Raw genomic sequence first — 23,504 nt, 5'->3', positions numbered from 1 at the left:
CTGGAAATGCCCTATTGGTGCTGGATTCTGAAAATCTCACTAGTATTGGGCTGAATGGATACCTAACGACAGCGATGGAAATACTCGAGGGCGAGGAGATTGAAAAACTCGAAACGATGTTTCGTATGCAACAAGCATTAGACGAACGTATCATTACCGAGCGCAACATCGATAAAACACTCGACGAGTGGGTGGTCGCTATCACGATCGCAATGGAAAGTGAAATTGATGAAATACGTCGAGAAGTCAACTGGAAATGGTGGAAACAAGAGAAGCAAATTGATTTGTGTCGATTGCAAGAAGAAGTGATTGACCTGTGGCACTTCTTGTTGTCTTTGTCCCGAATGGTCGGATTGACACCAGAAATGATTTTTGAGAAATACATGAGCAAAAACAAAGTTAACCACCAACGTCAAGACGGTGGTTATTAATGAAGCGTAAACGAGAAAGGGAGAGCTCATCTTCTCCCTTTCACCCAGAAATCATAGCAGCGTGGAATAAAGGGTTTGAAGCAGGAGCGAAACGACAAAATGAACTGGACACAAAAATTATGTTAGAGTGGCTCAAATCGTTAGAAGAAATCGCGGGAATTGGACCGAAAACTGCACAAAAGATTCGAGAGCATTGCTTGGGATTTATACAAGCAAAACACCAAGGCAGGTGACAAGATGATTAAATACATCGAGTTAGATGGGAAAGTGCCGAAGCATTCCCTTGACATCTTTAGCACAACGCACGAACACTATGAAGACGCGGCTATCTTGCTTAACAGCTCGATCGTCGTTGTCGATTTTGACGAACGAAATGAGGCGATTGAAAAACTCTTTCGCCTCTTTCCCACTTTACGAGTCGAAAGCAGTCGCGGTTGCCATTTATACTACCAGAAACCGAAAATCTTAATCAAAAACTGGACCGGCAAATTAACGGTCGCGGGCATGTCAGTGGACTACAAAACAGGGAAAAAGTCCATCGCTGTCATTAAACAAGATGGTAAATTGCGACCGATGCAAAATGGGCATTTTTTAGACGATTTTAGCGCACTTCCGACGCTCCCGGTATATTTATACCCGATGCACTTAAAACAGGTGTTAACGGGGCTCGTAGAAGGGCAGGGACGTAATTCAGCATTATTTACACACTTGCTTACAGCGAAAGAAATGTATGAACTAGATGATACATTCGTCGAGGAATTGGCACATTTTATTAACGATCTTGTGTTTGGTGAACCGTTAAAAGAAAAAGAGCTCGTTCCACTGATTGAATCGGTGAACCAAACCTATGAGAAAAAGAAAAAAGGACAAGCCGTTCAATTTTTGAACGAAAAAGATATCGTCATGACAAGTGAAGTGCTTGTCGGTCGGCTAGATATTAAATACTATCAACAAAAACTATATTTTAAGCAAGACGATCATTACGTATGCAATGACAATAAACTACTACGTGAAATTGACAAGCTGATTAAACTGAAACCAAACCAACATAAACAGCTGATAGAACTGTTTAAAATCAAGTCCGAATACATCGAAGAGCAAGACTTCCCGATCAAGCTGCCAGGCGGCTATATTATCGACGACGGCGAAGTAATTGAAGCCGATTATGGATTTACTCCGTATTATTTAGACGTTCAATACCAAGAAGATGCGTACGATAAGCATGTAGATCAGTTTTTAGACTTTTTTACGATGAACCGAAAAGACTTGCGCATGGTCATTGAAGAAATGTTTGCCCATATTCTTATGACGCATTCGTTCCCACACGTCGTCTTTTTCTTTCAAGGACATAAAGGGAACAATGGGAAAAGTACATTTTTGAAAATGATTAGTGAATTTGCAGGGGAATTAGCGTCACAACTGACGCTAAATGACTTTAACGATGCGACAAGCGTGGCGTTTTTAGAAGGCAAGCTCGTAAATATTGGCGACGACATCGACGCAAGCTACATGGAACAGTCCAAAAATTTTAAGACGCTTACCTCCGGCGACCCGATCATGGTTCGCCCGATTTACCAACAACCGTTTAAGTTGAAAAATCGAGCGACGCTCATTTTTACATGTAACGACATGCCGACCTTTAAAGACAAGTCTGGCGGTATCGCTCGGCGCGTGGTCGTTATCCCTTGCGACAATCATGTGAAGCGTCGCGACTTGGATTTAGATCGTAAATTGTCATCTCCGAATGCAAAAAGTTATATCTTACGTTTAGCGCTTGAAGGGATTCAACGTATTAAAGCGAATGGCGGAAAATTAACCGAAAGCTTAACGATTCAAGCGAAAACGAAAGAGTATTTTATTGCGAGTGATAATGTACTAGCATTCGAGAGTGAAAATCAGCATGTGATTTTGAATCGTCCAGCAAAAGATGTGTATAACGCGTATGTCGCCTTTTGTTTCGAAAATGGATTGCGAGAAGTCGGAAAAGTGGAATTTGGGCGGAGATTAGCAAATGTGGGGTATGAAAGTAGAGTAAGAAAAATAAACGGGAAGCCGATTCGATATTATCAAAAGGTTACAGATATGGTTACAGATCAATGAAACATCTGTAACCTTTCGCCTTCTTTAAAAACCTTGATATTTCAATACTTTTAACCTTTTTTACATATAATGGGGTTACACTTCCAAAATTTATCTGTAACCTTTATAATTATTGATATATCAATATTTTTTCTTATTTTTTTATTAAGGTAACAGATAAATAGAGAAATAAACTTTAAAAAAAATATAACTTCAAAAATCGAAGATAAAAAAATAAAAAGTTTTTGTGAGAGTAATCTGTAACCGTAAAAATGAATATCTAAAACTATTGATATACCAACGTTTTTGAGGGTTACAGATGTTTTTAAAACTATCTGTAACCACTCACACATACACAGGAGGCATCGGATGGATGAACTCTTGCGAGAATATAAACAAACGTTGAAAGAAACAAAAAAACTCCTAGAAAAAGCATCGGATGAAGATAAAAAGATAATCAAAGGGATGATTTCGGACCTTGAATTTGTGATTGAATGGCTCACAATCGGCAGATACCCTGGTCATAAACGAGGTATCGAGCGACGTGCTGCCTATCGACGCGAAAAGTTATTCGACCCATTGCTTATGCAAAAGTATTTTCGTTCCAGTGAGCCTATTTATAAATGGGACGACCACGAAAGAGAAAGTGTCATTACGAGTTGGGATCGGGAACGTATTGAGGATGCTTTATCGGTGCTTACAGAGCGAGAAAAAGAAGTATATCTGATGTCGCGTGGATATTGCCTAACATATAGTGAGATTGCAAATTATTTGTGTATCTCTTCAAGCAGCGTCCAGACGATGATTGAACGGGCGGAGAAAAAAATTAAAAAACGTATAAATGAAAGCCTCTTCTGCTTATGCGGATGAGGCTGTTTTTGTGCTTTTTTGTCGTGTAAATGCCACTAATATGTAGAACGGCGATTTCCTCCTTTCATGAGTGCCTAGTCAAAAGCTAGGCGCTTATTTTATTCAAGAGGTGATGAGGATGTATAAATTAAGCGACCATTTATCGGACGATGAGATAAAAAAATTAAAGGCGAAAAAGAAAGAAAAATTGTCGATGCGCGATGTGATGGAGTTAATGGGCGTGAAAAGAGATACGTATAAACGAGTAAGAGGAGCGATTCGCAGAAAGTGAGGGAGGTAGGTGAGATGTAGATGCGGAAGTTGACAGAAAAGCAGAAACGATTCGCCGATTACTACATCGAGCTTGGCAACGCAGAAGAAGCAGCAAAAAGGGCTGGATATAGCGCTAGAGGCAACACAACGAAGCTACTACAAAATACTACAATTAGAGAGTACATCCAGCAACGTTTATCCGAAAAAGACAAAGAACGCATCGCCTCGCAGGATGAAATATTAGCGTTTTTAACGAAAGTGCTTCGGGGTGAGGAAACGGAGAAAATACCGATGGCGGGAAAAGACTTTTTTGAATTAGTGGAAAATACTCCGAATATTAAAGACCGTATCAAAGCAGCTGAACTTCTCGGCAAACGCTTTGCGATGTGGACAGAGAGACAACAAGTCGACGCAAATTTTGGCGTTCAAATCATCGACGACGTTGGTGGGGCGGATGAAACAGATTAGACTTTCCGAAGTGTTTACGCCGACGTTCCAAAAAGTCTGGGCGCTTGTCAAAGAACAGCGTTATTTGCGTTATGTGCTTAAAGGCGGCCGCGCCAGCGCGAAGTCTACACATATTGCGATGATGGTGTTGTTGCTGGTTATGCGCTTCCCAGTGACCGCTTTGGTTGTTCGGAGGGTCGGGAACACGCTCGCAGATTCGGTGTTGGAACAGCTGAAAGAAGCGATGGAGATATTGGGTGTGACCGAGTATTTTCAGATTACGGTCAATCCGATGCGGATTACGTACTTGCCTAGAGGGAATCGAATTCTATTTCGAGGCGCCGATGACCCACAAAAAATCAAGTCGATTAAAGCATCGAAGTTCCCACTGGCGATTATGTGGATTGAGGAGTTGGCCGAATTCAAGACCGAAGAAGAAGTGTCTGTGATTGAAAAATCCGTGTTGCGTGGGCAGCTTCCGCCAGGAATCCGTTATACGTTTTTTTACAGCTACAACCCACCAAAGCGAAGACAGTCGTGGGTTAATCAAAAGTATGAGACGCAATTTCTTCCTGAAAACACGTTCGTTCATCACTCAACGTATTTAGACAATCCGTTTTTGTCTAAAGATTTCATCGAGGAAGCAGAACACACGAAACGAACGAATGAAATGAAATATAGACATGAATATCTAGGCGAGCCGATTGGAAGTGGTGTGGTGCCGTTTGATAATTTAGTATTCCGAACCATTACAGATAACGAGATTAAACGGTTCGATAACATCCGCCAAGGCATCGACTGGGGATATGGCGTCGATCCGTTTGCGTTTGTCCGTTGGCACTACGATAAAACACGGCGTATTATCTATGCCATCGATGAAATCTATGGCGTGAAGTTGTCGAATAGAGAAGCAGCCGAAAAAATCAAAATGAAAAACTATCATACGGAACCGATTATCGCTGACAGTGCCGAGCCGAAGTCAGTGGATGAGATGAAGAAAGAGCATGGCATTCCAAGAATTAAAGGTGCTAAGAAAGGGCCGGGAAGCGTGGAATACGGCGAAAAATGGCTCGATGATTTAGGGGCAATTGTCATTGATCCAAAGCGAACGCCGAACATTGCAAGAGAATTTGAGTCCATTGATTATCAAGTCGACGCAGACGGCAATCCGAAGCCGCGTTTGGAAGAAAAGAACGACCATACGATCGCAGCAACCCGCTACGCATTTGAAGATGATATGAAACGGCCGTCGGTGGCTATTTTGAAATAGGGAGGTGATCGCGTGCTGATTGAGGATTTATTCAGAGCGCCCTGGCATGAGCGAGCATTGGCGGAGTTGGCCAAAGGAATGATGACCGATGAACAGCTTTTGACGGCTGTGGTTAAAGATTGGGAAACGAGCGATAAGCGCAAACTGATGGTGCTAGGTGAGCGATATTATCGCACGAAAATGGACATCGAGAAGAAGCAGCAAGATATCACATGGCGTTCGAATCAGAAGTTGGCGCATGATTTTGTGAAGAAGCTCGTCAATCAAAAGGTCGGCTATTTGCTTTCGAAAGAGCCGACGATTGCGACAGAAAACGAAGAATACCGCAAAATCATGCAAGATATGTTTGATAAGCGTTTGTTAAAAGTAATTAAAAATCTCGGCAAAGAAGCGATCAATAAAGGGATCGCTTTTTTGTATGTGTACATTGACGAAAAAGGCGAGCTGTCGTTTAAAAAAATTCCGAGCGAGCAAATTATTCCTTTCTGGAAAGATAACGACCATGAAGAAATTGTGTCGTTTATTCGGGTGTATGAAGAAGTGGTGTACACGAACACACAAAAGCAAAAACAAAAGAAGGTCGAGTATCATCACCCGAAAGGAATTAAGTATTACGTCCTGCAAGCTGATTCACTTGTTCCAGACGTGTTGGCTGGGATAGAAACAAACTATCATTTCACCATCAACGAGAAGCCGTATCTGTGGGAGCGCATGCCGTTGATTGCGTTTAAATATAACGAAGAAGAGCAACCTCTCATCGATTGTATTAAGTCATTGATTGACGATTACAACTTACAGGCTTCCGTCAATGCAGATTTGTTGGCAGATATCCCGAATTTCATTTACAAACTTGTTAACTACGGGGGAACAAACCTACAAGAGTTTCTAAACGACCTTAACAGATACCGAGCTGTAAAACTCGATGTAGATGGCGATGTAGACAAGCTACAAGCCGATTTACAGACAGATGCAGTCGAAAAAGAATTATTGCGCATTCGCAAAGCTATCTATGAATTCGGCCGCGGCGTTGATACACAGGATGAGAATTTGGGCAACGCAAGTGGAGTGGCGTTGCGATACCGATACTCGGATTTGGATATGGATTGTAACATTCTCGAGACGGAATTCCAATCAAGTATTGAGCAATTAATTTGGTTTATCGACCAATACTTGCTGATGACCGGAAAAGGAGATTTCACGAATGAGCCGATTTCGATTATTTTTAATCGCGACATCATCATTAACGAGTCAGAGACCATTGCTAATTGCCAAGCTTCTGTTGGCATTCTCGATGACCAAACGATTCGAGAAAATCACCCGTGGTACACAGAACAAGTGGAAGAACGATTGAAAAAGCAACGGGAACAAGAACAGATGTACAACGGCTATCAGAGTGTGTTCCAGCAACAAAGGAAAGATGGGAACATGAATGAATAGTCGTCAATATTGGGAACAACGTGCGACACAAAGGGAACAGGAAGCGAAGTTAATTGTTGATAGATATTTAGCACAGATGCAGCAACGCCTGAAAGAGGCTCAACAGGACATTTTGCGGCAAATCGAAGCTTTTTACGCCCGATATGCCAGGGATAATCGGATTTCGATGCATGAAGCCAAACAAGTGCTGACGTCCCAAGAGATCAAGGAATTTCAACAAGTGGATCTTGCTCGTTTTCGTGCGATGGCGCTTGAAGGAAATCCGCAATACGAAAATCTATTGAATGCGATTAGTTATCGCGTTCGGATTTCGCGGTTAGAGCTGCTTTTAGCGCAAATCGAGATGACAATGCTACATCTATACGGCGGCAAAAACGGCTTGCAGGAGTACACTTACACCGGATTGGTCGATGTATACCAAAACTCGTATTATCACTTCATGTACGACTTTGCGATGGCAGGGATTCCAGCCGATGTTCAAATACTCGATGACAGCACGATGCGAGAAGTGATGTTGTATAACTGGAGTGGTAAAGAGTTTTCGGAACGGATTTGGGGACACGAGCAAGAAACGATGCAAAATATTCGAAAGTCGCTCGAACAAAGCTTTATCATTGGTCGCTCCATTGACAAAACAGCAAAAGAAATTGTGAAAGTGACAGACGTTGCATACTCACGCGCCGAAGCGTTGGTCAGAACGGAAGCGAGTTTCTTTCACAATTTAGCTGCACAAAATAGTTATCGCGACGCAGGGATGGAGAAATACGAGATTTTGGCCACGCTCGATATGCGAACATCGGATATTTGTAGATATCAAGATGGCAAGGTTTATAACGTCAAAGATTATAAGCCAGGCACGAATGCGCCGCCATTTCATGTACGTTGCCGAACAACGACGATTCCGTATTTTGATGAATCGGAATATACGAAAGGCGAGAAACGGCAGTCGATGAATGGGTTGGTGGATTCCGTTTCGTATGAAGAGTGGTTAAGTTCGATTCACCAAAAGAGCGACAGACTATACGTGCCCGAATCACAACGGGCATCTAAAGTGATTCCGAATATCGAACGTGCTATTTTCATTGACCAAAAGCTAACTAACTATGCTCTTGATAAAAATCACAAATCAGGAGGACCTAAAGCTGTTTTATTTGATGAGCTACTCGGGTATAATTTAAGTAACTGGCAGGATTTAAAAAACAACATTTTGAAAGAGCTTCCTCATAGTTTTGCACGATACAATGGTTCGAATAACCATGGTGATCTGTATGAATCCATTATGAAAATAAAAGGACCGACCGGTCGAGAAGCTTATGTTTTAGTTTCGTGGATTATTGGAAAAAGGGAAAAAGAACCAAGATTAACAAGTGCATATATTATTGATGAGAAAAAAGCAAAGAAGAAAATGGAGGGAGAAGAGAGTGATTGAGGAATTAGATGTTGTCAAATTAAAAGATGGCACGGAAGTAACCATTTTAGAAATTTTTGATTCGGAGCCGAAATATTGTTGTCAGCGTTCAGACGATGATGAGATAGTCTTTATCAATAGCCAAGACGTTTCTGAAATTACTTACAAATGCAAAAGCACTTAACCAATCAAAAAAGGTTACGTGCTTTTTTATTTTCTCGTCTTTTTAGCATTTGTAGACGTTAAAGAACAAAGCGGTTCGTGGCCGTAACCACGTTAAAAAACGTAACCAGAGGAGGAATACCATGAAACGCGAATTTCTTGAAAGTTTAGGTCTTGAAAAAGACGTCATTGACAAAATTATGGCCGAGCATGGGAAGTCGGTGGAAGCGCAAAAAGCGAAAGTAGACGACTTAAAAACAAGCCTCGACAACATGAAAAAACAGCTAGAACAGCGCGACAATGATTTAAAACAGCTAAAAAAGCAAGCCGAAGGGAACGAAGAACTACAAACGAAGCTTGCGGACTTAGAGAAGCGATATAAAGACGAGAAGGCGGCATATGAAGCAAAAATTAAAGAAACACAATTGAACAGCGCCATTAAATTGGCGATCAACGGGAAAGTACATGACGCCGACTTGGTTGCATCGCTTCTTGACAAAAATACAATCGAACTCGATGAAAATGGCAACATCACAAAAGGACTGGATGAGCAGCTGAAGGCGCTGCAAGAAACCAAGTCCTTTTTATTTGTGCCTGAAACCAACAACCAACCAAAAATTACAGGTATCAAACCAGCAGAGGGGAATCCGACTGGTGACGAACCAGAGGATCCGTTCTTAGCTGGGTTTAATTCTATTTAATGTACAGGAGGTAATGAACCATGCCAATTAACTATGCTGAAAAGTATGCACCGTATGTAGATGAACGTTTTAAAAAGCAGTCCCTTTCGAATGGGGCGGTGAATCAAGACTTGGATTGGGTCGGAGTCGAAACGGTGAAAGTATTCTCGATTCCAACAGTCCCAATGCAAGACTACACCCCGACGGGAATGAGCCGTTATGGGACGCCATCTGAATTGCAAAACAGCGTGCAAGAGATGAAAGTAACGCGCGACCGTTCGTTCACGTTCACCATTGACAACAAATCGAAACAAGATACGATGGGTGTCATGGAAGCCGGAAAGGCACTGGCGCGGCAAATTGACGAAGTGGTTGTTCCAGAAGTGGACATCTATCGTTTTGCCGTTATTTGTGCGAATGCTGGCACAACGGCGACGGCACCAATCACAAAGGACAATGCCTATGAAGCGTTCTTAGACGCAACGACAACGCTCACAGACTTAAAAGTGCCGTTAGTTGGTCGTGTAGCGTATATTGGTGCGAATTTCTACAAGCAAATTCGTTTAGATCCTTCTTTTATCAAAGCGTCTGATATCGCACAAGACGCTTTAATGAAAGGGCAAGTTGGTCAAATTGACGGTATTCCGTTGATTACAGTTCCATCTTCGTATTTACCAGCAAACGTTGAATTTTTCATCACACATCCAATGGCGACGGTCGCACCAATTAAATTGACCGACTACGTGACGCATGAAAACCCGCCAGGCATTAACGGTACGCTTGTGGAAGGACGCATTCGTTACGATGCGTTCGTATTCGAGAACAAAAAGAACGCCATTTACGTGCACAAAAAAGCGTAAGGGGTGACGGGATATGAAAAAATTTAAAAAAGGCGATGAAGTGTTAATCGCAACAAACGACGTACAAGAGGCTGCATTTAAAAACGCTGGATATGAAGAAGTGACGGAAGCAGAGGAGAAAAAGGGAACGAAAAAGACAGCAGAAAAGGCAGCTGAATAGCAATGACTGTTCTTGAAATTGTGAAAGCGGAATTAGAAAACCCGCCATCGGACGAACGCTTGATGATGTATATTGACAAAGTTGCTCAAGCGATTAAGACGTTTTGCAATCGTGACGATATCCCAGAAGAGTTGCTGTATGTGCATGCGGATATGGTAGTTGATTACATTCGGTTGAAGCAAAAAAATGAGCCCGACGCCGAGCCTGCTGTTCAGTCTATCAAAGAAGGCGACGTGCAAGTCACGTTTACGGCTCATGAAAAGAGCCAAGGTGAAACAGAAGTGGAAAGCGTCGCTCATTCATACAAGAACGCTTTATATAAGTTCCGAAAAATGAGGTGGTAGCATGCTGGTTCGGAACATCTTTCTCAAAGCCAAGCCCGCAGTCGAACGGCTGTATGACCGAACAGCTACCATCGAGCGATACGAAGTGTATCAGAAGCCGAATGGCGCCGACGGAATGCAATGGGTGACAAAGCACGAAAATGTGCCTTGTCGCCTTTCCACTGTCGGTATGCAGACGCTAAATAACGCTTCACAAGACGATGTAAACACCATTCAGTACGATGTCAAAGTTTTTTTATCTAGCAAAATTGACGTGCGAGCTGGCGATGTGTTTGTTATCGATGGAGTGCGCTACGAGTCAGCGAAAGAACCGTTTGTATATGCGAGCCACCAAGAAGTGTTGCTCGTCCGAAAGGGTTACGCATAATGGGCTATGAATTTAGTGAAGTTCGATTGTTGAAACAGCATTTAGTGGAGCTGAATAAAATTGCGCACCAAGTACAAATGAAGGTAGCCCAACGCATAGCACAGTTGGCCATTCGGAAAGTGAAAAAGCTGACTCCCGTTGATACAGGGAATTTGCGAAACAACTGGAAGTATTATGTGTTGAACAAAGGCGACACGATATATATTCACATCTACAACCAAACCGAGTACGCATCATTTGTCGAGAATGGTCACCGCATTGTGGTAGCTGGGCAAACGGTCGGTTGGGTAGAAGGGCGGTTTATGTTGAAACTAACGATGAATGACATGCAAAAAATCGCCCCGAACATGTGGAAACGGGAGATCGAAAAGGAGATGAAGCGGACCTTTGGAGATTAAAACGCTCATCATTCAACAAATTAAACAAGTGTTCGGAAACGTCAAAGTATACGACGAAAAAGTTAAGCAGGGGCTTCAAACTCCTGCTTTTCTTGTGCGAATGATTCAGTCGGAACAAGAACGAAAAATCAAGGGGCAAGTGTGGCGGACGTATTCGTGGAATATTGTATATTTTCCGCAATCAACAGAAGTGGACAGCGAATGCGATGGTGTGTTTGAAACGTTTCAAACCGAATTTCAATATATCGCAAACAAATATCATGTGCACCGGTTAGAAGGAACAAAACAGGACGATGCGCTTGTTATCACATTCGATGTTTCAATACGTCTGCAAGAAGTGATGGACGAAACAAAAATGCAGACGCTAGGAGGTGTTTGGGTTGGCCAAGCCAACTGAAAAAAAAGAGCGATATGGAAAATCGGCTTTTCTTCGAGCGCCGGAATATACGAAAGATCGATTGTTACTTGAAGTATTGCTGGATGATTCGAAAACGTACACGAAAGAAGAAGTAGACTCGCTGTTGAGTGAGTGGAAAGCGAAGGAGGTTCAATAATGGCAGGTGGAACATGGAAGACACAAAATAAAGTCCGTCCTGGTGCGTATATCAATTTTGAAACAAACAGTTTAAACACAACAGCGCCTGATTCAAATGCCGTCGTAGTGATTCCAGTTAAATTAGACTGGGGAGAAACAAGAAAGTTTGTGAAAGTGTCGCCGAATACAAAGTTTAAGGAAACGTTCGGAAAAGATGTAAGTGCGATTGTCCCTGTCCGTGAGGCGTTTAAAGCGACGAGTCAAGTGGTCGTTTATAACTTAAACAGCGAAGGGACAAAAGCGACAGCGACTGGTGGTGGATTAACAGCAACAGCGAAATATGCGGGGTTAGACGGTAATAAAATTTCTGTCGTCGTTACAGTCAATTTAGACGGGACCGCAACAGTGAAAACGTACTTTGACGGAGCTATTGCCGATACACAAACAGTAGCTGTCGTTGCCGATTTACAGCCGAACGCTTTTGTGACGTTCAGTGGCCAGTTGCCGACTTCTGATGTGACGTTGACGCTTGCTGGCGGAACAACCGGAACGGCAACAAACGATGCGTATACCGAATTTGCGGCAGGGCTGGATACGCAAGATTTCAAAGTGGTTGCTGTTGGTACAGATGATTCGACAGTAAAAGCATTGCTAACGTTGAAAGTGAAAGAATGGCGTGCTAATTACGGAAAAAATGTAACATTGGTGACCAACAATTACAACATTGCCGACCATGAAGGCGTGGTGTCTGTTTTAAATGGCGTTACACTTGAAGGGGACGAGCAATTAACCGCTAAAGAAGCGCTGTATTGGTATGCGGCGGCGTATGCGAGCGCTGGAACAAATTCGCTTACCTATGCCGAATATCCGGGCGCGGTGGATTGTGAGCGCAAAACGCACGAGGAAATTGAACAGGCGTTGAAAGATGGTCATATCGTCTATACATTCAATCGTGATGCGGTTGTCGTAGAGCAAGACATTAACACGTTCCGTTCCTTTTCGCCGACGAAAAATCAAGACTTCCGCAAAAACAAAATCATTCGCGAAATGGACATTGTTTCGGACAATACACAGTACATTTATTCCAAGTATTTCATCGGGAAAGTGAATAATAACGAGGACGGACGGAACTTGTTCAAAAAAGAGATTATGAAGACGGTGTTAGATCCTCTCGTACGAGTAGGTGCTTTGGAGCCATACAATCCAGATGAAATTGTGGTTGAACAAGGCGATGAAAAAGATGCCGTATTGGTGAACGTGGGACTCAAGTTCGTCGATGCAATGGAAAAACTCTACATGACAGTGTCATGCAAGTAATAAACGGAGGTGATAAATATGCCACGTGTAATGGAATCAAAAGATGCGATTTCTTCGAAAGAAGGGACTTTATATATTACGATTGACGGGAAGTCATATGAATTTGCGGAAATCGTGAAATTCGACGCCACTATTGAATATATCAAAGCTGACGTCAAACGTGTAGGCTCGCGTATGAACGGAAGTAAAATCGTTGGGGCGAACGGCAAGGGAAATATGACGTATTACTATCATCGTCCAGAAATTCGTGCTATGGCGTTGGAATATTTAAGAACAGGAAAAGCGCCGATATTTGACGCCATGCTGGTTAATGCAGACATTACAAGTGCGGCAGGTAAACAAACGGCGATCATTAAAAACATCGTACCAGATAGCACGTTGATTGCTAAACTCGATGGCGATTCGGACGACGTCCTAAAAGACGAAGTATCGTTTACATTTGATGACTTCGATTTATTAGACCAATTCAAAACAATTAACTGATAACTAAGGAGGAGCTGCATGAGTAAGTTTAAGGCTTTTTTAAAAGGGAATGTGAAACCATATGAAAATGTGGAGTTAAAACTTGACCGTTTTGACGAACCACTTGTGTTGCGCCCGTTGACTGCGGGCGAAGCCGATGCCATTAATGAGCGTTGTTTTAAATTTCGCCCGGGCAAAGGCGGCAAAATGGAACGTGTATTTGATGTGGTAAGATACAACCGCGAAATTTGCGTGGCATCGATTGTGTATCCAGATTTGAACGATCGAGAGCTGCAAGAGTCATACGGCGTTTTAGGTGCGGACAAGCTGTTTGCCGAAATGTTTCTTTTGGGCGAAGCCAACCAAATCCTTGAGAAGGTAACGGAAATTTCGGGGCTTGATAAGACAATGGACGAAGAGGTAGAAGAGGCAAAAAACTAATTGAAGAAGGTGGAGAGGCGTTTTATGCGCATGTTGCTCTCCACCGTTTTCATTGGCGTCCTCGCGAGTTTTTGGAGATGGACCGAAAAGAAAAAGCGTTTGTCATTGCAAGCATTCAATTGCAATTGGAAGAAGAGAAGAAAGAACACGATCGCATAAAAAGCAAAATGAGGGGGTGAGCGAATGGCTGGGGTTCAAACAACGTTAGCGTTAAATGATAAATTGACAGGACCATTAATGAAAATGATTCGTGCGATGGATGCGACCATTCGCGTCATGGAAAAGATGGATGCGAGCGCCACTCAATTAGATACAAAAGGACTGACAAAAGCGCGAAAAGCAATTACGAATGCTTCGGCCGATTTAGAACGATTGATTGTAGCTTCTAAACAGGCGGACAGTTCTTTGACACCGCTTAGCTCTAAATTTGCTAACTTGCCTCCTCCAGTTGGTCGGGCGACAAGTGCCGTCAGAGGTTTCTTTGCAGCGTTTGCAGGTTCAGCCGCGGCATATATGGTGCTAGAAGCTATTAAGCAAGGTGTACAAACATTCGTTCAAGCCTCGGACGCTTATGTTTCGACATCAGCACGTTTAGCGAATATCAATGACGGGTTGCAAACGCAGGCACAATTGCAAGAGAAAGTATATCAAGCCGCACAGCGTAGCCGAAGTGGATACAACAACATGGCAGAATCTGTAGCTAAAATTAGAGCAACAACAGGAAATCTTTTTAACAATGTTGACGAGACGATAAGATTTACTGAGATTACAAATAAATTTTTTAAAAGTATAGGAGCCGGAACAGTCCAAACAGAATCAGCAATGTTGCAGATGACTCAAGCTCTAGCTAATGGTGTCGTACAATGGGAAGAATTAGGTGCTATGATGGATACGGCTCCGGAAATTGTGGGTAATTTAGCTAAATACTTACATGTAACTAATGGGCAATTAAGAAAAATGGTTAGTGAAGGTCAAGTCACTTCCGAAATGCTAAAAAACTCTATGTTCAAAGCGGCTGACGACATTGAAAAGAAATTCAAAAACATGCCATTAACATTTGCCGATGCTATGACCATGTTTAAAAACTGGTCGCTTCGTGCGTTTGAGCCGTTGTTGATTCGTTTTAACCAGTTTGTTAACTCCGATGCGTTTGCGACGATGGCGGAACATGCAATGTTTTTCGTTCGGGTGTTTATTAAAGGCATGGATCTCGCTTTCGATGCACTGGAGTTCTTTTATCGAATGGTCGGTGCTGTCGGTCGATTTTTTGAAGAAAACTGGTCGTGGATTGCGCCGATTTTAACTGTGATTGGTTCTGTTTTAGCTGGGATTGGCGCAATTTTACTTGGCGTTGCGGCAAATTGGTTGAGAGTGAAAACAGCCACGCTCATTGCCACGGCAGCTCAATGGGTTTATAACACGGCTATGCTTAGTTCGCCAGCTACGTGGGTGTTACTAGGAATTATTGCGTTGCTTGCTTTAGTCATTTATGCGACAGTAAATTGGGCAGACCAAACAGCTACGGTAGTTGGGTTTATCGTAGGATTATTCGCTAGTTTAGGAGCGTTCATTTGGAATATCGTTGCGAATATTTGGAACTATTTCGCAATGGTCGCTGAATTTATTATGAATGTCTTTTTTGACCCAGTATATGCGGTGAAAAAGTTATTTTACGATATGGTGAAAATGGTCGTTGATAACATGTCCGCACTCACTGGCTCATTTGACACAGCCGCGAATTTTCTTGCGCGTGTTTTTGTGAAAGGCGCAAATATCGCAATTGGCGCGGTCAATGGTTTAATCAAGGTATTAAACAAAATACCAGGTGTTAATATCAGCACAGTAAGTAAGTTGAGCGCTAGTTCAGTCGGAAGTTTGTCCAGCGGACTTAAAAACTTTGCAGCGAATCTGAAACCACCAACAAGCAGTGAATTTATGGTCAATATTCCGAGGATGAATAGATTTAGTGTTCCGCAAGCATTTGATGCTGGGTATGCTGTTGGGAATAAAATGAGCAAGTGGTTGTCGGGTAAAACAGCAAGCTTGTTAGATAAAACCCAAAAATTAGCAGATGGAATAAAAAAGGGCAATCCATTTTCACAATCATTAGGCAGTCAAATCGCAAATAGCCCAGGCATGAAAAACCCTCTAGCAAGTGGGAAAGACGACAAAAATCCGACAGGCGGTAAGCTCGATAAAATCGGGAAAATTGACGACGAAATTAACATTGCCGAAGAAGATTTGCAAGTTTTCAAAGAGCTGGCGACGATTAAGTCCATTCAAAACTTCATCACATTGACACCTACTGTTCAAGTCAAAACTGGCGACATTCGGAACGAGGTCGATGTTGACCAACTTGTTCGTCGCTTTGAGGAAAGTATGGTCAACGAAATTGCCCGATCGGCAGAAGGGGTGTACTCGTGATGGAGCGCGCTATTTATTTTGCTGCCAATGACCAAGAAATGTTTCGACTGCCGGTGAATCCTGAAAAAGTGAGTGTAAAAACAGAAGGAGACGGTGAGGAATTTACAATCGCATCGCTAGGGCGTGTAAACGTGCCGAAAGATAAAAAGCTGTCGGGCTTCTCTCTGGAATCTTTTTTTCCTGCTCAACCTACTCATTATTCGGGTGCGGTTTTTAAAGAGCCGCAATATTACATTGCTTTATTAGAAAAATGGATGACGAATAAACAACCAGTACGTTACATCTATGTCAATGGCTCTTTTACGATCAATGAATTGGTAACTATTGAGAACTTTGAATATGATGAGGCTTTCGGTAGCGAGGACGTAAATTTTTCACTTGAATTAAAAACATACGTGCCGTTCGCTCCAAAGAAAATGCAAGTGGTTAAAAAACAAACGTCATCAGCTGTTCAAGTCGTGAAGAAAAAAGCGCCTACTCGACCAAGCACGAAACCTAAGCCGACGACGTACACGTTAAAGGCAGGCGATAACCTTTGGAAAGTAGCAAAATACTACACGGGCAACGGAAACCGTTACCCAGAACTACAAAAACTAAACAGAATTAAGGATAGTCAGTTGCGGAAACTACCAATCGGATTAGTGTTAAAAATCCCTACAGATTGGGTGAAATGATGGAAGTATTGATCGATAATCGAGATGGTACGATATGGGACATGCCTGTTTCAAGTGTGCAATGGAAAACAAGCCGAATTGGGAAGGCGGGCACATTGGACGCAAAATTAATAATTGAACAACCAACGAAATTTCCTGTCAATAACGGGGCGATCATTCGTGTAACAGATGGATCGTACAAGATTTTTTACGGGTATGTATTTGAAACAGGTTTTAGTACGAGTAGTGAATTTAGCGTGAAAGCATATGACCAATTGCGATATCTCATGTATAACGATACGTTTGTGTTTTCAGCGACAACAGCGACAGCTGGTATAAAGAAAATCGCACACGACGCAGGGTTGAAAGTAGGAACGTTTGAAGAAACGGGATACAAAGTACCAGCAATGGTCGAAGACAACAAAAAAGCGCTTGATGTCGTGGCAAAGTTTTTAGATTCAACACTGATTACGACGAACAGAAACTATGTGCTGTTCGATAATTTTGGGAAATTGGAATTGCGAAATATCAATAACATGGCTATTCAAGCAGACGACTTTTACATTGGGGAAGAGAGTCTGCTTTTTGATTTTGAGTATAAAAAATCAATCGACGAAGAAACGTATAATCGCGTCAAAATCGTACAAGACAATAAGAAAACAGGTAAACGTGAGGTTTACATTGCACAAGACAGCGCGAACATTGCCAAATGGGGACGGCTACAAGAATTTCGGAAAGTCGACGAAAAGATGACGGCAGCGCAAATTAAAGACTTGTTGGATAAGCTGATTAAGTTGCGTAACCGCGAAACGAAATCGTTGAAACTCAATTGCCTCGGTCATTGGAAAGTGCGCGCAGGTTGTTTTGTGTTTGTGTACATTGAAAAAATTGGTGTGAAACAATATTTTCTCGTCGATGAGTGCACGCACAATTGGGAAGGCGGTGTGCATACCATGCAGCTTGATTTGAAGGTGATTTGATGAGTCTAGTAGATTTAATTAAAAATGTGGCAGTAAAGGCCGTGGAGGCGACAAATCCAGTCAATGTTTTGTTTGGCACCGTTGCATCTGAAAGTCCTCTTGAGATTCAAATCCATCAAAAGTTGAGACTGACGGAAGATTTTTTAGTGATCACGGAACGTGTAGATCAGGCGAATGTAAGAAGGGGAGATAGAGTGGTTTTGCTGCGTGTGCAGGGCGGTCAGCAATTCATTGTTTTGGATAAGGTGGTGAAGTGATGGTATTGCCTTCTGGGGGTATTCTGATTGAAGATTTGGAAGTGAATAATGACTCTACTTTGCCTAGCAAAACATATCGCCTAGACTTTGAAAACGGCCGATGTGTCGGAATGATTGACGGGCTAGAAGCGATCAAACAATCTATTTTCAAGATGCTAAGTACGGAGCGCTTCAAATATTTAATTTACAGTGACAATTATGGCTTTGAAAACTTAATTGGAAAAGAAAGGTTGTTTGTTCAAGCAGAATTGCTACGGAGGATTGAAGAAGCCGTTCTACAGGATACGCGCGTCCTATCAGTTGAAGATATGAACATCCAATTCCAAGGAGATTCGGCTATCGCCTCATTCGTGTGTCAAACTGTATACGGAAAAATAGAAATGTCCAAGGAGGTGAACGGCATTGTTTGAGAATCAAACGTTTGAGGCAATTTTACAAAGAATGCTTGACCGAATACCGGATGACATAGATAAGCAAGAAGGCTCTGTCATCTACGACGCATTAGCGCCGGCTGCGGAGGAACTAGCACAAATGTATGCGGAGTTGGATGTAGTTTTGCGTCTTGTTTTTGGAGAAACATCGACGGGCGAATATTTAGATAAGCGCGCCGCAGACTTTGGTGTATACAGAAAGCAAGCAACGCCTGCTGTGCGAAAAGGGGTATTTACGGATGGGAACAATGCACCGTTTAATATTCCAATCGGAAGTAGATTTCGACTAAATGATATGGTCTATGTAGCGATTGAAAAAATCACAGACGGTCAGTTTCGTATGCAGGCTGAAACATCAGGGAGTGTTGGGAATCAAGAATTCGGAAATCTCCTCCCGATCGAACCGATTGAGGGACTAGGGACAGCGATACTAGCCGACGTTCTCATTCCTGGTGAGGACGAAGAAAGCGACGATTCCCTCCGAAAACGATTTTTACAAAAAGTACGAGAACCAGGAACGAGTGGAAACGCGGCAGACTACAAGCGATGGGCAACCGAGGTCGCAGGCGTAGGCGCAGCAAAGGTTACGCCTCTTTGGAATGGTCCGGGCACTGTCAAAGTCATAATCGTCAACACAGACATGCAGCCAGCAACCAATGAATTGGTTGCGCAGGTGCAAGAATATATCGAACAAGTACGACCAATCGGAGCATCTGTCACAGTGGTTTCGGCGACGGGCAAGTCGATTAACGTTTCGGCAAACGTAGTCCTTGCGCTGGGATACACACTGCAAAACGTACAAGATGCTTTTGCGGTGTCGTTGGATGAATATTTCAAAGAAATCGCTTTTTCAATGACGTATGTTAGCTACGCAAAAATCGGGACACTTTTATTGAATACCCCGGGTGTCATCGACTATAGCGGTTTGACCTTGAATGGCGGTGCGGTCAATATTGCGTTGCAAGATGATGAGGTTCCGGTACTCGGAACCATAAGTTTGGGGGTATAGATGAATGGTTGATTTGTTTCAATATCTCCCCGACTATTATCAGGGCATTCGAGAGTTTCAGCAAATCATGAGTACAGAGGGAGAAGAGCTCGGACAGCTTTTGTTTGAAATCGATCAGTTGCTCGATCAATTTTCAGTCGGCACAGCGACATGGGGATTGTCGTTTTGGGAATCAGAACTTGGGCTGGTAGTGGATACGACCAAGTCGATAGAGTGGCGTAGAGAGCGAATCAAAGCGAAACTACGCGGTTTTGGTACCGTAACTAAACAGATGATTCAGAACGCTGCGGCTGCGTTCAGTGGTGGAGAAGTGGATGTGATTGAGTACCCGGCGGAACACCGATTTGAAATCAAATTCATCGGCGTGAAGGGCATTCCGCCAAACATGGCAGGATTCATTGAAATGCTGGAACAGATTAAACCGGCACACTTGGCATATAGCTTTAAGTACACATATACGGTGTGGGATGTAGTGAAATCTCTCACGTGGGCTCAAGCAAGTTTAAAAACGTGGAATGAACTCAAAGTATACGATGAAGGAGCGTGAGAAGGGTGCAGTATACAGGGAACTTGGGTTTAAAGAAGCCTGAAGGCACAGACGTTGTCAACATCGATGATTTGAATCAAAACTTTGATGTTTTGGACGTTGAAGTGACCAAACTGGCTACAGCGTCGCAAGCAGGACGAATGTCTGCGGCAGATAAAGCAAAACTCGACGGGATCGAGTCGGGTGCTCAACGCAACACAGTCGCGAGCGTCAACAACAAGACAGGAGCCGTCACTCTGACAGCTAGTGATGTAGGGGCCAGTCCGACAGGACATACGCATACATTCGCAGAAATTACAAGCAAACCAACAACGCTTGCTGGATACGGAATCACGGACGCTATTCCGGCCAGCCAAAAAGGCGCGGCAAACGGCGTCGCCTCTCTTGACAGTGACACAAAAGTACCGACATCTCAATTGCCGAGCGCAAGCACAAGTGCGCCGGGGATTGTTCAATTAGTCGATTCTACATCCAGCACTAGCACGACACAAGCGCCGACAGCGAACGCGGTGAAGCAGGTGAATGACGCGATTGCTGCGCATTCGGCGGATTATGTGAAGCACATAACGGCAGCAGAAAGAACGGCTTGGAATAATGCAGAGCAAAATGCTAAAAATTTTGTCCTTCAAGCAAATCCTAATAAAGTTAAAAACTCGTCTTTTCAGTTTGGGTTGGCTGGTTGGGTAAATACATGTTCACATTTTTTCGTCGGTCAAACATTAAATTTAGGTTCATTTGTTGACCATTTTAGCGCTGTCTCAGCCAATGAATGGCATGTATTGGACAATACACAAAGAATTCCTTGTTGGAATGGTGGAGTATATGTAACAATATCTGCGTGGTTTTACAGCTTAAGTCAAACACATGGAAATATCTGTGTGGAACTTTACGGGAATGGGAATCCTCAAATATTAGGACAATTAAGAGCTGATTTGAACAGGGATTGGCATAGAAAAACCGATACTTTCTTTATTCCTTCCGGAACAACTGAAGTTTGGATAAAATTCGTTGTTGGTGGTGACCCACAAGGAATGCCGTCAGGAAGCAAGGCGGTAACGCGAATCAAATTTGAATACGGAACTCAAGCAACCCCATATTCTCAAGAATCGGATTTTTTCTATGTCAATGATGGTAAAGCCCAGCTAAAGTCCGCCATCATTGGCAAAGGTGGGACTGTGACTCAAGCTGGGGCAGTTCCGACATTCGATGAATTGAATACAGGGGTCAATAGTATTCCAACAGGGAAGAAATGGGCTAGTGGTCAAGTTAGTTCAACGTCATCAGTAACTATAAGAGGTCTTGCATTTAGACCTTCTCTTGTGGTCGTTGAGAATATTGGAGGAGGTCAGTATAGTGTTAATGGTAGGATAGTTTATTGGCAGGTTAATGATAATTTAGACCAAACTTATTACTCTTACGGCGGTATAGTTAGTCATACAACTTGGTCTATATATACAGACGGATTCTCAATTAATTTGCCAGAAGTTGCTAGCTATAAGTGGATAGCAATTGAATAAGGTGGGACAAAAATGAATCGAATCGGGCGCAAAATTTATTATGACAAATCAACAGGAAACGTTATTCTCGACACAGGCGAAATGATGGGTGCAGTTGTTGAAACAACCATTGACCAAGATTTCGAGATATACCAAACATTAAAGGAGCGTGTTCGTGATACGGTTGGCGTTATTCAGCTTGAATATGGACAATATGCGGAAGATTTTACGCAATGTAATGGTTTTCGAGTGAACCCTCAAACACTAGAATTAGAATTTTCGTATCCTGACCCAACTACACCAACACAAGAACCGGTGTTTCAAAAACCGTTGACGGAGCAGGTGAAGGAATTGGAGCAACGTCAACAAATTATTCAAAAAGCATTAGATGACTTACTGTTAGGAGGTATGTAAAATGGCGGCATATTTAGCACAACGTATCGTTGACGGAGCGTACACGTATGATTTTGTCATTTCCAAGCGTCCAGACTTAAAAGAAGGCATTGACGCTTACCTTCGGGAGAAAGGACGAGAGGATTTAATAACGCAATAGGACGATTATGCGCAATAAGTGCACTTTCGCATGAGAGGGTGTTTGTTATTCTTAAAGAAAGAGAGGAAAACAAATGAAACATAATACAAACACACTATACACGACAATCACAGGCGGTAGCACATCAGCTATCGCCTATTTAATTGGCGGGGTTGATCATCTTGCTATTGCACTCGGAATCATGATGGCAGTGGATTATATTTCAGGTCTGATGGTTGCTGTTGGAACAAAAGAAGTTTCATCCAAAACAGCGTTTAGAGGGTTAATGAAAAAAATGGCTATGATTTTAGCTGTCATCGTGGCAAACCAACTGGACGCGGTGACAGGTAGCGGTGATTTTATGCGCAATACGATGATTATGTTTCTGATCGGGAATGAAGGAATCAGTTTCATTGAAAATCTCGGTCGTTTGGGTGTATCTATTCCAGGACAGGTTTCTAAGGTGTTTGCGCAACTAAAAAGTGAAAGTCAGAAAGGAGAGGGGAAATAATGTTGAAAGTTGCAATCGACGCCGGGCATGGATACAATACACCGGGGAAAAGAACTCCAGACGGTAGCATGCGTGAGTGGGAGTTCAACAGTGCTGTAGCAACGCTAGTACAAGAGGAACTGGGGGAATTTGAAGGGGTTGAAGTGCTGCGGATTGACGATCCGACCGGAAAGGCGGATGTGCCACTAAAAACGAGAACGGATACAGCCAATGCTTGGAGGGCAGATGTATATGTTTCGATTCATGCCAATGCCGCTGGATCCGGGTGGAGCAGTGCTGAAGGAATTGAAACGTATGTTTACACCTCGAAACCGAAAGAGGCGATGATGCTTGCGGCGAACGTGCAGAACCATCTTATTCGAGAGACCGGACGAAAGAATCGCGGTGTAAAAACAGCAGACTTCCATGTGTTGCGTGAGACGAAGATGACAGCTATTCTGATTGAGTGCGGTTTCATGACCAACAAAGAGGAAGCAACGCTTTTAAAATCTGACTCCTACAGGAGAAAAGTAGCGGCGGCAATTGTCGCTGGAATCGCCGAGACATACAGTTTGAAAAGAAAGTCGAGTCCTGCACCGTCAACTGCTTCTAAGGACAAACTCTACAGCGTCCAAGTTGGGGCTTTTACTGATCGGAGCAACGCCGAGCGGTTGGCGGAGGAGCTGAAGAAAAAAGGGTATCCCGTCTATATCACCGACTGAGTTGATCCCCGCTGTTTTGGCGGGGATATAAAAAATTACTTAA

Annotated in this window: 33 protein-coding genes; all 33 read left to right on the top strand. The window is 42.9% G+C overall.

Going from position 1 to position 23,504, the window contains the following annotated elements; all coding sequences use genetic code 11:
* Positions 1-74 precede the first annotated feature (74 nt).
* Positions 75-431, top strand: a complete 357-nt coding sequence (locus tag GFC30_RS15520) for a dUTPase (protein WP_084256511.1) — start codon at positions 75-77, stop codon at positions 429-431.
* On the top strand, positions 431-664 hold the full coding sequence (locus tag GFC30_RS15515) for a hypothetical protein (RefSeq protein WP_066327877.1): 234 nt from the start codon (positions 431-433) through the stop codon (positions 662-664). The genes GFC30_RS15520 and GFC30_RS15515 overlap by 1 nt, the downstream gene beginning before the upstream one ends.
* Before the next feature lie 4 nt (positions 665-668).
* Positions 669-2,531: a phage/plasmid primase, P4 family gene (locus tag GFC30_RS15510; RefSeq protein WP_084256491.1), complete on the top strand. Its 1,863-nt coding sequence runs from the start codon at positions 669-671 to the stop codon at positions 2,529-2,531.
* 330 nt (positions 2,532-2,861) lie between these two features.
* Positions 2,862-3,380, top strand: a complete 519-nt coding sequence (locus GFC30_RS15505; RefSeq protein WP_274520112.1) for a sigma-70 family RNA polymerase sigma factor — start codon at positions 2,862-2,864, stop codon at positions 3,378-3,380.
* A gap of 118 nt (positions 3,381-3,498) precedes the next feature.
* The gene (locus GFC30_RS17300) at positions 3,499-3,651 is read left to right on the top strand and encodes a hypothetical protein (RefSeq protein ID WP_169807024.1); all 153 of its coding nucleotides are present in this window, start codon (positions 3,499-3,501) and stop codon (positions 3,649-3,651) included.
* Between the two features lie 20 nt (positions 3,652-3,671).
* Entirely contained in the window at positions 3,672-4,100 is a 429-nt protein-coding gene (locus tag GFC30_RS15500; protein WP_066327872.1) for a terminase small subunit, read from the top strand.
* Positions 4,087-5,349 (top strand): PBSX family phage terminase large subunit, encoded by a 1,263-nt coding sequence (locus tag GFC30_RS15495; protein ID WP_066327870.1) that lies wholly within the window; start codon positions 4,087-4,089, stop codon positions 5,347-5,349. Before GFC30_RS15500 ends, GFC30_RS15495 begins: the two co-directional genes overlap by 14 nt.
* A gap of 12 nt (positions 5,350-5,361) precedes the next feature.
* Positions 5,362-6,786, top strand: a complete 1,425-nt coding sequence (locus GFC30_RS15490) for a phage portal protein (RefSeq protein ID WP_066327868.1) — start codon at positions 5,362-5,364, stop codon at positions 6,784-6,786.
* Positions 6,779-8,215, top strand: a complete 1,437-nt coding sequence (locus GFC30_RS15485; protein ID WP_238583583.1) for a minor capsid protein — start codon at positions 6,779-6,781, stop codon at positions 8,213-8,215. The genes GFC30_RS15490 and GFC30_RS15485 overlap by 8 nt, the downstream gene beginning before the upstream one ends.
* The gene (locus GFC30_RS17105) at positions 8,208-8,378 is read left to right on the top strand and encodes a hypothetical protein (RefSeq protein ID WP_158512142.1); all 171 of its coding nucleotides are present in this window, start codon (positions 8,208-8,210) and stop codon (positions 8,376-8,378) included. Before GFC30_RS15485 ends, GFC30_RS17105 begins: the two co-directional genes overlap by 8 nt.
* 121 nt (positions 8,379-8,499) lie before the next feature.
* A complete protein-coding gene (locus GFC30_RS15480) occupies positions 8,500-9,057 on the top strand; it encodes a phage scaffolding protein (RefSeq protein WP_066327866.1) in 558 nt (185 codons plus the stop codon).
* 20 nt (positions 9,058-9,077) lie between these two features.
* On the top strand, positions 9,078-9,896 hold the full coding sequence (locus GFC30_RS15475; RefSeq protein WP_066327865.1) for a N4-gp56 family major capsid protein: 819 nt from the start codon (positions 9,078-9,080) through the stop codon (positions 9,894-9,896).
* Positions 9,897-9,909: 13 nt separating this feature from the next.
* Positions 9,910-10,056, top strand: coding sequence for a hypothetical protein (locus GFC30_RS17295; protein WP_169807023.1), 147 nt, complete (start codon positions 9,910-9,912; stop codon positions 10,054-10,056).
* A gap of 2 nt (positions 10,057-10,058) precedes the next feature.
* On the top strand, positions 10,059-10,400 hold the full coding sequence (locus GFC30_RS15470) for a head-tail connector protein (RefSeq protein WP_066327864.1): 342 nt from the start codon (positions 10,059-10,061) through the stop codon (positions 10,398-10,400).
* A gap of 1 nt (position 10,401) precedes the next feature.
* Entirely contained in the window at positions 10,402-10,767 is a 366-nt protein-coding gene (locus GFC30_RS15465; RefSeq protein ID WP_066327859.1) for a DUF3599 family protein, read from the top strand.
* On the top strand, positions 10,767-11,165 hold the full coding sequence (locus GFC30_RS15460) for an HK97 gp10 family phage protein (protein ID WP_066327856.1): 399 nt from the start codon (positions 10,767-10,769) through the stop codon (positions 11,163-11,165). The genes GFC30_RS15465 and GFC30_RS15460 overlap by 1 nt, the downstream gene beginning before the upstream one ends.
* Entirely contained in the window at positions 11,155-11,562 is a 408-nt protein-coding gene (locus tag GFC30_RS15455; protein WP_066327854.1) for a phage tail terminator family protein, read from the top strand. The genes GFC30_RS15460 and GFC30_RS15455 overlap by 11 nt, the downstream gene beginning before the upstream one ends.
* Positions 11,546-11,719 carry a hypothetical protein gene (locus tag GFC30_RS17290; RefSeq protein ID WP_169807022.1) on the top strand — a complete coding sequence of 58 codons (174 nt, stop codon included), beginning with the start codon at positions 11,546-11,548 and terminating at the stop codon, positions 11,717-11,719. The genes GFC30_RS15455 and GFC30_RS17290 overlap by 17 nt, the downstream gene beginning before the upstream one ends.
* A complete protein-coding gene (locus tag GFC30_RS15450; RefSeq protein ID WP_066327851.1) occupies positions 11,719-13,017 on the top strand; it encodes a phage tail sheath subtilisin-like domain-containing protein in 1,299 nt (432 codons plus the stop codon). The genes GFC30_RS17290 and GFC30_RS15450 overlap by 1 nt, the downstream gene beginning before the upstream one ends.
* Positions 13,018-13,035: 18 nt before the next feature.
* Complete coding sequence (locus GFC30_RS15445; RefSeq protein ID WP_066327848.1) at positions 13,036-13,500, top strand: phage tail tube protein; 465 nt, start codon at positions 13,036-13,038, stop codon at positions 13,498-13,500.
* 18 nt (positions 13,501-13,518) lie between these two features.
* Positions 13,519-13,920 carry a phage tail assembly chaperone gene (locus GFC30_RS15440; protein WP_066327845.1) on the top strand — a complete coding sequence of 134 codons (402 nt, stop codon included), beginning with the start codon at positions 13,519-13,521 and terminating at the stop codon, positions 13,918-13,920.
* A gap of 183 nt (positions 13,921-14,103) precedes the next feature.
* Positions 14,104-16,344 (top strand): tape measure protein, encoded by a 2,241-nt coding sequence (locus tag GFC30_RS15435; RefSeq protein WP_066327844.1) that lies wholly within the window; start codon positions 14,104-14,106, stop codon positions 16,342-16,344.
* The gene (locus GFC30_RS15430; RefSeq protein ID WP_066327842.1) at positions 16,344-17,018 is read left to right on the top strand and encodes a LysM peptidoglycan-binding domain-containing protein; all 675 of its coding nucleotides are present in this window, start codon (positions 16,344-16,346) and stop codon (positions 17,016-17,018) included. Before GFC30_RS15435 ends, GFC30_RS15430 begins: the two co-directional genes overlap by 1 nt.
* A complete protein-coding gene (locus GFC30_RS15425; RefSeq protein ID WP_066327840.1) occupies positions 17,018-17,977 on the top strand; it encodes an XkdQ/YqbQ family protein in 960 nt (319 codons plus the stop codon). Before GFC30_RS15430 ends, GFC30_RS15425 begins: the two co-directional genes overlap by 1 nt.
* On the top strand, positions 17,977-18,234 hold the full coding sequence (locus GFC30_RS15420) for a DUF2577 domain-containing protein (RefSeq protein WP_066327837.1): 258 nt from the start codon (positions 17,977-17,979) through the stop codon (positions 18,232-18,234). Before GFC30_RS15425 ends, GFC30_RS15420 begins: the two co-directional genes overlap by 1 nt.
* Positions 18,234-18,644, top strand: a complete 411-nt coding sequence (locus tag GFC30_RS15415; RefSeq protein ID WP_066327831.1) for a DUF2634 domain-containing protein — start codon at positions 18,234-18,236, stop codon at positions 18,642-18,644. The genes GFC30_RS15420 and GFC30_RS15415 overlap by 1 nt, the downstream gene beginning before the upstream one ends.
* Positions 18,637-19,674, top strand: coding sequence for a baseplate J/gp47 family protein (locus GFC30_RS15410; RefSeq protein ID WP_066327827.1), 1,038 nt, complete (start codon positions 18,637-18,639; stop codon positions 19,672-19,674). The genes GFC30_RS15415 and GFC30_RS15410 overlap by 8 nt, the downstream gene beginning before the upstream one ends.
* A 4-nt stretch (positions 19,675-19,678) precedes the next feature.
* The gene (locus GFC30_RS15405; RefSeq protein ID WP_066327824.1) at positions 19,679-20,221 is read left to right on the top strand and encodes a YmfQ family protein; all 543 of its coding nucleotides are present in this window, start codon (positions 19,679-19,681) and stop codon (positions 20,219-20,221) included.
* A 5-nt stretch (positions 20,222-20,226) separates the two neighbouring features.
* The gene (locus GFC30_RS17570; RefSeq protein WP_238583582.1) at positions 20,227-21,738 is read left to right on the top strand and encodes a tail fiber protein; all 1,512 of its coding nucleotides are present in this window, start codon (positions 20,227-20,229) and stop codon (positions 21,736-21,738) included.
* Between the two features lie 12 nt (positions 21,739-21,750).
* Positions 21,751-22,131: a hypothetical protein gene (locus GFC30_RS15395; RefSeq protein ID WP_066327820.1), complete on the top strand. Its 381-nt coding sequence runs from the start codon at positions 21,751-21,753 to the stop codon at positions 22,129-22,131.
* Between the two features lies 1 nt (position 22,132).
* Complete coding sequence (locus GFC30_RS17285) at positions 22,133-22,270, top strand: hypothetical protein (protein ID WP_169807021.1); 138 nt, start codon at positions 22,133-22,135, stop codon at positions 22,268-22,270.
* 73 nt (positions 22,271-22,343) lie between these two features.
* Entirely contained in the window at positions 22,344-22,760 is a 417-nt protein-coding gene (locus GFC30_RS15390; protein ID WP_066327814.1) for a phage holin family protein, read from the top strand.
* On the top strand, positions 22,760-23,461 hold the full coding sequence (locus tag GFC30_RS15385; RefSeq protein ID WP_238583581.1) for an N-acetylmuramoyl-L-alanine amidase: 702 nt from the start codon (positions 22,760-22,762) through the stop codon (positions 23,459-23,461). The genes GFC30_RS15390 and GFC30_RS15385 overlap by 1 nt, the downstream gene beginning before the upstream one ends.
* Positions 23,462-23,504: the final 43 nt, after the last annotated feature.

This window comes from Anoxybacillus amylolyticus (assembly GCF_001634285.1).
Taxonomy (GTDB): domain Bacteria; phylum Bacillota; class Bacilli; order Bacillales; family Anoxybacillaceae; genus Anoxybacteroides; species Anoxybacteroides amylolyticum.
The sequence above is the reverse complement of the archived record's forward strand: the minus strand, read 5'-3'. Positions and strand labels throughout refer to the sequence as shown.